Source organism: Enterobacter cloacae complex sp. IR5450, from assembly GCF_049238665.1.
GTDB classification, from domain to species: domain Bacteria; phylum Pseudomonadota; class Gammaproteobacteria; order Enterobacterales; family Enterobacteriaceae; genus Enterobacter; species Enterobacter hormaechei_C.
In genome coordinates, this window is record NZ_JBMKIC010000002.1 from 282,365 (window position 1) to 294,011 (window position 11,647).

Genomic DNA, 11,647 nt, shown 5'->3' on the forward strand with positions numbered 1-11,647 from the left:
GGAGCACGCTATGGATACCTGGATCTATCTCTCTCAGGGGTTCGCGGTAGCGATGACCCCGGAAAACCTGGTGATCGCCCTGATCGGCTGTTTCGTCGGGACCATCGTCGGCCTGCTGCCGGGCCTTGGACCTATCAACGGCGTGGCGATTTTACTGCCGCTGGCCTTTGCGCTGCACCTGCCTGCGGAATCGGCGCTGATCCTGCTGGCGACGGTTTATATCGGCTGCGAATACGGGGGGCGTATTTCCTCGATTCTGCTTAACGTGCCCGGCGATGCCGCCGCCATTATGACCGCGCTGGATGGCTATCCAATGGCGCAGCAGGGACGCGGCGGCGTGGCGCTCTCTATTTCCGCCGTCAGCTCGTTCTTTGGCTCCCTGATCGCCATTGGCGGCATCATCCTCTTCGCCCCGGCGCTGGCCCAGTGGTCGCTGGCGTTTGGTCCGGCCGAGTATTTTGCCCTGATGGTGTTCGCCATCGCCTGTCTCGGCAGCATGATGGCGCAGAATCCGCTGAAGTCGTTTTTGTCTGCGTTGATTGGCCTCAGTCTGGCCACCGTCGGCGTGGATGCCAACACCGGGGTTTATCGTTTTACCTTCGACAGCGTTCATCTCTCCGACGGCGTGCAGTTTATCGTCGTGGTGATTGGTCTGTTCTCTGTCTCAGAAATCTTACTGATGCTGGAACATACCAGCAGCGGGCAGACGCTGGTGCGTAAAACCGGACGTATGCTCTTTAATGCCAAAGAGGGGGCGCAGTGTGTGGGTGCCACCCTGCGTTCGTCGGTGATCGGTTTCTTCGTCGGCATTCTGCCCGGCGCGGGGGCGACTATCGCCAGCGCCATCACCTACATGACCGAGAAAAAGCTGAGCGGTAACAGCGACAGCTTCGGCAAAGGCGATATCCGCGGCGTGGCGGCGCCGGAGGCGGCGAATAACGCCTCGGCCTGCGGCTCGTTTATCCCGATGCTGACCCTCGGCGTGCCGGGCTCCGGCACCACGGCGGTAATGATGGGCGCGCTGACGCTCTATAACATCACCCCGGGTCCGGCGATGTTTACCGAGCAGCCCGATATCGTCTGGGGTTTGATTGCCGCCCTGCTGATCGCCAACGTGATGCTGCTGGTAATGAACATCCCGCTGATCGGCCTGTTCACCCGCATGCTGACCATTCCCCTGTGGTTCCTGGTCCCGGCCATCGCCGCCGTCTCTGCGGTTGGGGTGTACGCGGTGCACAGCACCACCTTCGACCTGGTGTTGATGGTGCTGCTCGGCGTGCTGGGCTACATTCTGCGCAAGATGCACTTCCCGATGTCGCCGCTGATTTTAGGGTTTGTGCTGGGGGAAATGCTGGAGCAGAACCTGCGCCGCGCCCTCTCCATCAGCAACGGCAACATGGGGATCCTGTGGGAGAGCAGCGTGACGAAGATCCTGCTGGCAATGGCGATTATGGTGATTGTCGTGCCGCCGGTGCTGCGCTGGATCCGCCGACGCCAGCACAAACCGCAGCCGGATATCGGCTGATTAGCCCCTCAACAGGGCATTGACCCACTGCTTTAACGCCTGGCGGGAGATTTTAATCCCGCCATTTTTCAGTTCTGACGGCAGCGCCAGCCAGTGTACCGGCTGCTCAAAGCGCGCCAGCCTGCCCTGAATCCACTCCGGCAACAGCGTGATATCCGTGCCCGGCTCGCATTCCACCACCGCCACCGGGCGTTGCCCGTACTCGGCATCATCCAGCGGAACGACAAACGCCTGGCTTACCTGCGGATGCGTGGCGATAACGCGCTCCAGCGCTTCCGGCTGGATCCCTTCTCCGCCGCTGAAAAAGAGATTGTCCATTCGGCCCAGAATGGTCAGGCGTCCGTCATGCCACTCGCCGCGATCGCGGGTGGCGAACCAGCCCTGCGCATTGACCAGCGGCAATAATGCGCCGTCTCGCCAGTAGCCTGCCGCCATGCTTTCCGCCCGGATCCAGACTTCACCGTTTACCACCTGAACGTCTCTGCCCGGCAGCGCGCTGCCCACGTCCGGCGCGCCGTCGGCCTCTTTGGCGCAGACGGTGGAGGCGAACTCGGTCAGACCGTAGCCGCAGAATGTACGGATCCCCTGCTCGCGCGCCTGTTCGGTCAGCGCAACGGGGATTTCCGCCCCGCCGAGCAACACGGCTTTCAGCGCGACGGGATGGTGTGAATTAAGCAGTCGCCACAGCTGCGTTGGCACCAGCGAGGCATGGGTACAGCCCTGTAGCGCCTGCTCAAGCGGCTGTTTTACGCGTACGGTGAGACGGCCTCCGCCCTGTAACCAGCGCCACAAAATCCCCTGACCGGAGACGTGAAACAGCGGCAGAGAGAGCAGCCAGTCGTCGCTATCGCCGTAAGGCATCAGCGCCAGCACCCCTTTTGCGCTGGCAAGGTGGGCGGCACAGGTGTGCACCGCCGCTTTTGGCAAACCGGTGGAGCCGGAGGTGAGCGTCATTGAGGCCAGTCGTTCTGCCCGCCACGTCACGCCCCCCTGCCCCTCGCCCTCTCTTAATGCCAGCGCGGGCAGACCGTCATACTCACCGTTAAGCACCAGCGCAAAACGCAGGGTCATCTGCGGCAGGAGGACATCCAGCAGCGGACGGGGAAGCTGAGGGTTCACCGGCAAAATGCGGGCGCCGCACTGAAGCAGCGCCAGCCAGGCCAGCAGGGTCTGCGGGTGGTTGTGGGCGAGCAGCATGACGCCGTCACCGTCAGCAACGCCCTGAGACTGAAAACCGGCTGCCAGACGATCGATACGCTTGCCCAGCTGAGTCCAACTGAGCGTTACATCGTCTAAACGCAGCGCGGGTTTATCGGCACGCCGGGTGCGCCAGTGCCGCCACGGCCAGTCGGTAAAACTCATCGCAATGGCTCCAGCGCCCCGACGTCGAGGCACGGCAAGGTGCTGTCAGGCCACTGGCGAATCAGCTGGGCCTGCATCAGGTTTAGCGTATCGAGACCGGGAACGGTGTCCGGCGTTAACCATGCAGCGATGCGCGCCAGCTGCGTCAGGCCGAGGCTGGATTCGATGGATGAACTGATCACCGCCGTCAGCCCTGCGGCATGGGCCGCCGCAACCTGCTCGCGCACCTTGTCGAGGCTGCCGGTCAGCGTTGGCTTAATCACCACGGCCATGACGCCCGGCTCGGCGGCAAACGCGAAATCGGCTTCGCGCAGGCTCTCATCCCAGGCGATGGCGATGCCGGTTTCCCGGGCGAAGGCGCGAGAGTCGTCGCGCGTTTTGCACGGCTCTTCGAGAAACGCGATGCGGTTGCGGTACGTCGGGTTGACGTACTTCGCAAACTGCTGCGCCCTGAGCGGTGTCCAGGCGCGGTTGGCGTCCAGGCGCAGGTACAGATCGGGAATGGCTTCCAGTAACAGATTAACCACCATCCCGTCGCGCACCGCTTCGTACAGGCCGACCTTTATTTTCGCCACCTTCTCGCCAGGCATCGCGGAAAGGAGCGCGAAAAGTTCATCCGGATCGCCAGTACAGAGCGGCGCGGCGCGATAGTTCGCCGCCTCCGGCAAACTGCCGTCCAGCTCTGCCAGCGCGCAGCTGATGCCGAACGCGGCGGAAGGAACGTCCGGCAGCGCCGGATCTGCTCCCTCACGCCATTCGTACGTCCAGGCCATCAGCGCAGCCTGCGCCTCGTCCAGCGTTTCCAGGCTAAAGCCCGGAAGCGGGGCGATTTCGCCCCACCCTTCCCGCTCGCTCTGCCGGAGATGCACGCAAAAGCCGTCACGGGTTTTTAACCGCCGTTCACGCAGCACCACGCCCGCGTCCATCGGTATCTGCCAGCGGTAAACCTGCGCGCAACGCATTACGGGTTCCGTTTGTATTTGCTGAAGTCCGGCTGGCGTTTTTCGTTGAACGCGTTGCGCCCTTCCTGACCCTCTTCGGTCATATAGAACAGCATGGTGGCGTTACCTGCCAGCTCCTGAAGGCCCGCCTGACCGTCACAGTCGGCGTTGAGGGCCGCTTTCAGGCAGCGCAGCGCCATTGGGCTGTTTTGCAGCATTTCGCGACACCAGCGCACGGTCTCTTTTTCCAGATCGGCGATCGGCACCACGGTGTTAACCAGCCCCATATCCAGCGCTTCCTGGGCGTTGTACTGACGGCACAGGAACCAGATTTCGCGGGCTTTTTTCTGACCGACAATGCGCGCCATATAGGACGCGCCCCAGCCGCCGTCGAAAGAGCCGACTTTCGGGCCAGTCTGACCGAAAATGGCATTTTCCGCCGCGATCGTCAGGTCACACATCATGTGCAGCACGTGACCGCCGCCGATGGAATACCCTGCCACCATCGCGACCACCGGTTTTGGACAGGTGCGGATCTGGCGCTGGAAATCCAGCACGTTCAGGTGGTGCGTGCCCGCATCATCCTGGTATCCGCCGTAGTCACCGCGGACTTTCTGATCGCCGCCGGAGCAGAAGGCTTTCTCCCCTTCCCCGGTGAGGATGATGACGCCGATAGTGTCATCGTAGCGGGCATCCGCCAGCGCCTGGATCATCTCTTTTACGGTCAGCGGACGAAATGCGTTGCGCACCTGTGGACGGTTGATAGTGATTTTGGCGATACCATCGGCGGATTTGTGGTAACGAATGTCGGTGTAGCCTTCGGAGCAGTCCTGCCATTCAACCGGCGCGTAAAGCATGTGTTCATCAGGATAGATCATAGCGTGTCCTTTGTTCGATAACGCAGTATCTGAGCCAGACTCGCGGCAACCGCTTCCGGGTTGTCCCGGTGGGCGTTGTGTCCGGCGTGAGGGATAGCATGACGCGTGGCGTTAAGTTCAGCGGCGATAGCTGCAAACTTCCCGTCACGTTCGCCATAGAGATAGTCAAAAGAAAAATCACGCGCGATGAGCGCGGGACGTAAATCAGGCTGAACGGCAAGCGAGGTGGCCTCCAGCATCTCTGCCAGCCTCGGGCCGTTGTTCCGGCTGCGCAGCGCGATCAGCGCCCTGCGCTGATCATCCGTAAGTGAGGCAAAGACCGGCTGTTGATACCAGTCGGCAAAGACGGCCTCCAGCGGCTCACTGCGAAACCGTGACGCCCAGCGGCGGTCAGAGATCAGCCGGGCCTGGCGCGCATCGGCGTCTTGCAGGCCCGGGTGTCCACCTTCCACAATCACCCCGTCTAACCCCGCAGGATGCTGGCAGGCATGGAACATCGCAATGCGGCCGCCGAGGGAGTACCCCACGAGCCAGTATCTTAGTATGTTGTAACTAACAAGGGTATGCGAGAGCAATTCACTTACCTCTGCAAACCCCGTCACGCCCGTATCCGCTGAACCACCGTGCCCGGGCAGGTCAATGTAGAGCCGGGGGTAGTCATGCAGCGACGCCCCGACAGCCTGCCACTCGCGACAGTCGCCGGAAAAACCGTGCAGGAAAACCAGCCAGGGGTAGCCTGGTTTTCCTGGCTGGGAGACGCCTGCGAGGATCACAGGTGACTCACCTGCGCAAGCAGATGTTGCAGCTTCTGCGCGCCGTCAGCATCGTTTACCACCAGCTCAATGAGCGTCGCGCCAGGCTGCCGCCAGGCGGTGTTCAGCGCCGTCTCCAGCGCGTCCCAGTTTTCCGGGCGATGGTACTTCAGGCTGAACATGGCGGCGGCGTGTTCGAACTGCACGTTTTGCGGCATCAGATAGAAGCGCTCACGCTCGCTTTGCGGCGTCGGCAGCAACGAGAAAATCTGCCCGCCGTTATTGTTCACAATAATCAGCACGAACGGGGCCGACGCCTGACGCAGGAGCGCCAGCGCGTTGAGATCGTAGAGGGCTGAGAGATCCCCCACAATCGCCAGCGTGGATTTCGCGCTGGCCCTCTGTACGCCAGCGGCGGTGGAGATCAGGCCGTCAATGCCGCTCGCGCCCCGGTTGCTGTACACCGGATAACCCGCCGGCAGCTGCGAAAAGGCGTCAATCAGGCGCACCACCAGGCTGTTACCGACAAAAAGTTGTCCCTGCTCGGGAAGATATTTGCGGATACGGTGCGCCAGCCCGGCTTCACTGAACGCCTCGCACTGCGCTTTGGTGAGTTCCCACGCCTGACGTGACAGCGCCGGGATCTCCACCGCCCAGGGTTTGCGTTTTTCCGCCGGATGCAATTCCAGCCAGCTGTTAATATCGCTCACCAGGCGGCGGCCACGATGGTGCGCCGGGTCAAGGCGTCCTTCGAGCGGGTCCACCAGCCAGTACTCTTCAGGCGTACAGGTGGCCTGCCACTGGAGCAGACGCTTCCCCGTCAGGCTCGATCCCAGCTGGACGACAATCTGCACCTGCGCCAGCTCGGTGACCGCTTTCGCGTTCCCCAGCCAGAGGTCGGCGCAGGGCAGCGGCTGGCCCGTCTGGGAAAGCACGTCACCAATCAGCGGCCAGCCAAGCGTTTGTGCCCACTCCGCCGCAAGCTTACCTTCCGCCGCACTCATCCGCCCGGCTATCACCACGCCGCGCTTCTGACGCCAGAAGAACCAGTCGCGCTGTTTAGCGCTTTCCAGATGCGTCTGCTCGCGCAGCCAGGGTTTTTCGCTCTCCCACCAGTCTCCCAGCTGCTGTTGCCAGACGAGGCCAGTATCGTTCATTTCACCGTACAGCGGCTCGGCAAACGGGCAGTTAATGTGTAGCCCGCCGCTGCGCAGTGCGTTCATGGCGTGGTCGAGGGTTGAGACCAGCCAGCTGGCGGGAATGTCCTGGGTGGGGCGCGGCAACGAGACCGTCTGTGAAGGATGCGAGGCAAAAATGCCAGGCTGACGAATCGCCTGGTTAGCGCCGCAGTCGATAAGTTCCGGGGGACGGTCGGCGGTGAGTAAAATCAGCTTTTCGCCGGTTAATCCCGCTTCTATCAGCGCCGGATAGAGGTTCGCCACCGCCGTGCCGGAGGTGACGATCACCGCCACGGGCGCTTTACTGACTTTCGCCAGCCCGAGCGCCAGATGGCCCAGACCACGCTCATCAAAATGGGTGTGGTGAATAAAAGCCCGGTTTTCCGCGGCAGCAAGGGTGAGCGGCGTGGAGCGAGAGCCCGGGGCAATACACACATGCCTGACACCATGACGGGTCAGGGCTTCAAGGATCACCGCCGCCCAGCGTCGGTTAAAAGAACTTACTGACATGAGATTGTCCAGTATCAAGAATGCGACACAGTATAAATAATAGAAAAAGTCAGAATTTTGATATGAATCGGGATTGCACGAATCAGTATTAATCCCTTAGGAGAAGGGAACGCAGCCCGGCGGCCTTGTTTTCGATCTCCTGCCACTCCTGCTCAGGATCGGAGCCGCTGACGATGCCCGCCCCCGCATAAAGACGCAGCGCAGCGTTGTGAACGCGGGCGGAGCGTAATGCCACACAGAATTCGCTCTGATCGCGCGATAAATAGCCCGCCGAACCGGCGTACCACTCCCGGTCAAACGGCTCGACTTTCGCAATAAATTCTCGGGCCGCCTGTCGCGGCAGCCCGGCCACCGCCGCCGTCGGTTGCAAAATATGCAGACACTGTTCGTCGTCAGGCTGTTTAAGTTCGGTCCAGATACAGCGGCGTAAATGCTGCACCTTGCGCAGACGCAGCACCTGCGCCGGCAGGATCTCCAGCGTCCGGGTATGGTGCTGAAGACGCTGGCAGATATCTTCCACCACCAGCATATTTTCCCGCTGATTTTTATCGTCGTTCATCAGCCATTCGCCCAGACGCTGGGCCTGCTTATCGTCAGAATGGCTGGCGACGGTGCCTGCCAGCGCTTCAGTGCGCAGCAGCGTGCCGCGTCGCCGCCACAGGCGCTCGGGCGTCGAGCCGAGGAAGGCATTGCTGGCGTCAAAGACCATACAAAAATGATAGCAGTTGAGGTTTAGGGCGCGGCTGGCAGCCATCAGCGCGATGGCGTTCACGGGCTGCTGGCACTGAACGTCTGTAGCACGTGCGAGCACCACTTTCTCAAAATCGCCGCGAGCAAGGGTATCCGTCGCCTGACGAATCAACGCCAGCCAGTCCGGTTTTTCCGGATGATGGGTTTCCTGCACAATCTGCACGGACAACGGGCGGATCGGCGCGGCGTCGCGCAGGTTATCGACAAAATTCAGCGCCTTACGGGCATCTTCCCGCAGCGACGTTTCGCTCCACAGTTGCAGACGCAGCGTGGCGACCCCGCCAGACCGTCGCCAGAGAAGGCGCGGTAAAAACAGCTTGCCCTGCGCCGGGTTGAAGGCGTTCAGGCCGCAGATACGGGTGTCATTGGCTACGTCATGGGCGTGCAAAAACCGCGAGGCCGAAGCCAGAGAATCAAACTGGGCGAGGCTTCCGAGCGCGGCAAGTTCTTCATCGCCGCTGCGCTGTTGCCAGTAAAACTGAGGATAGCATCGCTGCACACCCAGCCAGGCCAGCGGATCGAAGGCGTCGTTTAACGGGAAAGAGACATCGAAATGGCGTAAACCGGGTATAGCAGGCAATGCTTGCGCAAGCTGAGTGCGCAGGCTTTGCAGCGCGAGGAAAATCGAGTGCACGCGAACCTCTCCCTGTTAAAGCCTTATATTATACGGGGTACTGACGATAAATAGCAGTACCCACGTGTAGGGAGTGGTTTACCGGCTTAACGACGGGCTAACAGCAGACCCAGCACCAGCCCTACGGCCGCACCGACCCCAATGCCCTGCCACGGTTTTTCATGCACATAATCGTCGGCACGATAAACCGCCTGTTTGGCGCGGTAGTAATAATTGTCGGAGGCGTTACTGACGCGGTTTTTCACGTCATGCAGCGCCTGCTCGGCGCGGGCTTTGAGCTCAATGTACTTCTGATCGGCAGGATCGCCTGAAGAGCGCAGCACTTCTTCCAGCGTTTCGCTTAGCAGCGTCAGGTCGTCGTCGACTCGGGTATCCCAGGATTGAAATGACATTTTTTTCTCCATGTTAGTACACCAGTCCGGTAACTATAGACAACGTCTTGCTATTGCGCCTGTTTCGCTTCGCGTGCCATGCCGATGTGTGGGATGCCGTCTTCGTCGTAAATGTCCGTGACCGGGGTAAAACCAAAATGGCCATAGAATGATTGCAAATGCGCCTGCGCGCCCAGGTATAACGCCTTGTCCGGCCACTGTTTCTGGCATGCGTCCAGCGTTTTTTCCATCAGCTGATAGCCCAGCTTTTCACCGCGCGCGCGGCCGCTGATAATGACGCGCCCAATGACGACAGGGTCAAATTCCTCTTCGCTTTTCAGAATCCTCGCATACGCCACCAGCTCGTTATCGCGCCAGCCGAGGATGTGCCGGTTCTCGCCGACCAGGTCATCGCCGTCGATATCCTGATACGGGCAGGTTTGTTCAACCACGAAGACTTCACAGCGCAGTTTGAGCAGGGCGTAGAGTGACTGCACGGTCAGTTCGCTGTGGCGTAGATCTTGCCACTGGATCATGTGTTTCTCCTTCCTGGGGTTCATCACGTTATACTAAACCCCTTCCCATTCGGCAAAGGGCTGATTGCGTTATGGAACTGATTTTTCTGGGTACGTCCGCCGGGGTGCCAACCCGCTCACGAAACGTGACGGCGATTCTGCTGGATCTTAAGCATCCTACCCGCGGTGGGCTGTGGCTGTTTGACTGCGGCGAGGGTACGCAGCATCAGCTGCTGCATACCTCATACCACCCGGGGAAAGTGGATAAAATATTTATCACCCATCTACACGGCGACCATCTGTTTGGCCTGCCGGGCCTGCTGTGTAGCCGTTCGATGGCCGGTAACGCTAACCCGCTGACCATTTATGGCCCTGCGGGTATTCAGGAATTTGTTGAAACCACGCTGCGCCTGAGCGGCTCGTGGACCGATTATCCGCTGGAGGTGGTGGAGATCGGCGAAGGTCTGGTGTTCGACGACGGAGATTATCAGGTGCGCGCTTACCCGCTTAACCATCCGGTGGAATGCTACGGCTATCGCGTTGAGGAGCATGACAAGCCCGGGGCGCTGAACGCCGCCGCGTTGCAGGCCGATGGGGTGAAACCTGGCCCGCTGTTCCAGCGTCTGAAGCACGGCGAGACCGTCACGCTGGAAGACGGGCGCGTCATCAACGGTCAGGATTACCTCGCGCCGCCGCAGCCAGGCAAAAAACTGGCTATTTTTGGGGATACCGCCCCCTGCCCTTCGGCGCTCAGGCTTGCCGGGGGTGTGGATGTGATGGTGCATGAGGCGACGCTGGAAGCGGCGATGGAAGAAAAAGCCAACAGCCGGGGGCACAGCTCAACGCGTCAGGCGGCGCAGCTGGCGCGTGAGGCTGGCGTCCGGAAACTGATTGTTACTCACGTCAGCTCACGCTATGACGTCCGCGGCGCTGAAAGCCTGCTGGCAGAGTGTCGGGAAGTATTTCCTGCATGCGAGCTGGCGGAAGATTTTGCTCAGGTCAGCGTTTAGTCCTTCATTTTTCCCTCAGCGTGCCGATAACGATTAAAAGGCCAGCATTTCTCTTGAGGGTAGAATGGATAATTTCCAGAAAGATATTGATGACAGGGCGAACCTGACCCTGTCCAACCGTTTTGAACTGTTGCTGTTCCGTCTTGGCACCTCTCTGAACGAAAATAAATCCGAGCTGTTCGGCATCAACGTGTTCAAATTGCGCGAAATTGTGCCGATGCCGACCTTCACCAAACCGGCGGGAATGAAGTCTCCGCTGATGGGGATGGTGAACATTCGCGACCAGGTGATCCCGGTGATCGATCTGGCCGCCGTCGCCGGCTGCAAGCCAGCCACCGGGCTGAACATCCTGCTGATCACCGAATATGCCCGCAGCGTGCAGGCGTTTGCTGTGGAATCGGTGGAAAACATCATGCGTCTGGACTGGAAGCAGGTGCATGCTGCGGAAACTGCCGTCAGCGGTCGCTACATTACCAGCATTGCCTGCCTGGACGAGAAGACGGATACCAACGATCTGGCGATGGTGCTGGACGTGGAGCAGATCCTGTACGACATCACCCCGGCGAACCACGATCTGCACGCCACCCATCTGGAAACCACCAAATTGAACATCAAGCCTGGCTCTGTCGCGATTGTTGCAGAAGATTCGAAAGTGGCGCGCTCAATGCTGGAGAAGGGATTGCAGGCGATGGAGATCCCGGCCCAGCTGCATATCACCGGCAAAGACGCGTGGGAGAAAATCACTCAGTTGGCCGCGCAGGCTCAGGCTGAGGGCGTCCCCGTTACCGATAAGATTGCCCTGGTATTGACCGACCTCGAAATGCCGGAGATGGACGGCTTTACGCTGACGCGCAAAATCAAAACCGACCCGGTACTGAAAGATATTCCGGTGGTGATCCACTCGTCTCTTTCCGGCAACGCGAACGAAGATCATATTCGCAAAGTGAAGGCGGACGGCTATGTGGCGAAGTTTGAGCTAAATGAGCTATCGTCGGTGATTGAAGAGGTGCTGGACCGCTCGATGAAGAAGATTGAAGGGCCGCTTATAAGCAGGAAGCAGTTAGCTTAGTCGGGTGACGCTTCGCTTACCCGACCTACAAGACCCGTATGCCCTGCAAGCGTAGCGCCCTGGGCATGTTTTACTCTATGCGGGCTGGTGCCCTCACCCCGGCCCTCTCCCACGGGGCTGAGGGTTCCCCAGAAAAATGAAAAGCACGATGA

General features: G+C 60.1%; 11 protein-coding genes. 3 read left to right on the forward strand and 8 right to left on the reverse strand.

Going from position 1 to position 11,647, the window contains the following annotated elements; genetic code table 11:
* Positions 1–10 precede the first annotated feature (10 nt).
* Complete coding sequence (locus ACOTYB_RS03595) at positions 11–1,525, forward strand: tripartite tricarboxylate transporter permease (protein ID WP_003859445.1); 1,515 nt, start codon at positions 11–13, stop codon at positions 1,523–1,525.
* Here the strand turns inward: ACOTYB_RS03595 and menE are convergent, their stop codons facing one another.
* The 8 genes from menE to ACOTYB_RS03635 all read right to left on the reverse strand — a co-directional run bounded on the left by menE (position 1,526) and on the right by ACOTYB_RS03635 (position 9,437).
* A complete protein-coding gene (menE, locus tag ACOTYB_RS03600) occupies positions 1,526–2,887 on the reverse strand; it encodes an o-succinylbenzoate--CoA ligase (RefSeq protein ID WP_220153249.1) in 1,362 nt (453 codons plus the stop codon).
* Positions 2,884–3,849: an o-succinylbenzoate synthase gene (gene menC, locus ACOTYB_RS03605; protein ID WP_220153250.1), complete on the reverse strand. Its 966-nt coding sequence runs from the start codon at positions 3,847–3,849 to the stop codon at positions 2,884–2,886. The genes menE and menC overlap by 4 nt, the downstream gene beginning before the upstream one ends.
* Positions 3,849–4,706, reverse strand: a complete 858-nt coding sequence (menB, locus tag ACOTYB_RS03610; protein WP_003859452.1) for a 1,4-dihydroxy-2-naphthoyl-CoA synthase — start codon at positions 4,704–4,706, stop codon at positions 3,849–3,851. Before menB ends, menC begins: the two co-directional genes overlap by 1 nt.
* Positions 4,703–5,479 carry a 2-succinyl-6-hydroxy-2,4-cyclohexadiene-1-carboxylate synthase gene (gene menH, locus ACOTYB_RS03615; RefSeq protein WP_022651532.1) on the reverse strand — a complete coding sequence of 259 codons (777 nt, stop codon included), beginning with the start codon at positions 5,477–5,479 and terminating at the stop codon, positions 4,703–4,705. The genes menB and menH overlap by 4 nt, the downstream gene beginning before the upstream one ends.
* Entirely contained in the window at positions 5,476–7,146 is a 1,671-nt protein-coding gene (gene menD / locus ACOTYB_RS03620) for a 2-succinyl-5-enolpyruvyl-6-hydroxy-3-cyclohexene-1-carboxylic-acid synthase (RefSeq protein WP_220153251.1), read from the reverse strand. Before menD ends, menH begins: the two co-directional genes overlap by 4 nt.
* 88 nt (positions 7,147–7,234) lie before the next feature.
* Positions 7,235–8,530 (reverse strand): isochorismate synthase MenF, encoded by a 1,296-nt coding sequence (menF, locus tag ACOTYB_RS03625; protein ID WP_094881381.1) that lies wholly within the window; start codon positions 8,528–8,530, stop codon positions 7,235–7,237.
* Positions 8,531–8,616: 86 nt separating this feature from the next.
* Complete coding sequence (gene elaB / locus ACOTYB_RS03630; RefSeq protein WP_017693006.1) at positions 8,617–8,922, reverse strand: stress response protein ElaB; 306 nt, start codon at positions 8,920–8,922, stop codon at positions 8,617–8,619.
* A gap of 50 nt (positions 8,923–8,972) precedes the next feature.
* Positions 8,973–9,437, reverse strand: coding sequence for a GNAT family N-acetyltransferase (locus tag ACOTYB_RS03635; RefSeq protein ID WP_045343012.1), 465 nt, complete (start codon positions 9,435–9,437; stop codon positions 8,973–8,975).
* Between the two features lie 71 nt (positions 9,438–9,508).
* Here ACOTYB_RS03635 and rbn point away from each other — a divergent pair, with 71 nt between their 5' ends.
* A complete protein-coding gene (rbn, locus tag ACOTYB_RS03640; protein ID WP_003859463.1) occupies positions 9,509–10,426 on the forward strand; it encodes a ribonuclease BN in 918 nt (305 codons plus the stop codon).
* 64 nt (positions 10,427–10,490) lie between these two features.
* On the forward strand, positions 10,491–11,495 hold the full coding sequence (locus ACOTYB_RS03645) for a chemotaxis protein (RefSeq protein ID WP_409248729.1): 1,005 nt from the start codon (positions 10,491–10,493) through the stop codon (positions 11,493–11,495).
* Positions 11,496–11,647: the final 152 nt, after the last annotated feature.

Coding starts and splice junctions, on each gene's coding strand:
- menB (WP_003859452.1), bottom strand. CDS start 4,706: ATGATCTATCCTGATGAACACATGCTTTACGCGCCGGTTGAATGGCAG.
- menC (WP_220153250.1), bottom strand. CDS start 3,849: ATGCGTTGCGCGCAGGTTTACCGCTGGCAGATACCGATGGACGCGGGC.
- rbn (WP_003859463.1), top strand. CDS start 9,509: ATGGAACTGATTTTTCTGGGTACGTCCGCCGGGGTGCCAACCCGCTCA.
- menE (WP_220153249.1), bottom strand. CDS start 2,887: ATGAGTTTTACCGACTGGCCGTGGCGGCACTGGCGCACCCGGCGTGCC.
- ACOTYB_RS03595 (WP_003859445.1), top strand. CDS start 11: ATGGATACCTGGATCTATCTCTCTCAGGGGTTCGCGGTAGCGATGACC.
- ACOTYB_RS03635 (WP_045343012.1), bottom strand. CDS start 9,437: ATGATCCAGTGGCAAGATCTACGCCACAGCGAACTGACCGTGCAGTCA.
- ACOTYB_RS03645 (WP_409248729.1), top strand. CDS start 10,491: ATGGATAATTTCCAGAAAGATATTGATGACAGGGCGAACCTGACCCTG.
- menD (WP_220153251.1), bottom strand. CDS start 7,146: ATGTCAGTAAGTTCTTTTAACCGACGCTGGGCGGCGGTGATCCTTGAA.
- elaB (WP_017693006.1), bottom strand. CDS start 8,922: ATGTCATTTCAATCCTGGGATACCCGAGTCGACGACGACCTGACGCTG.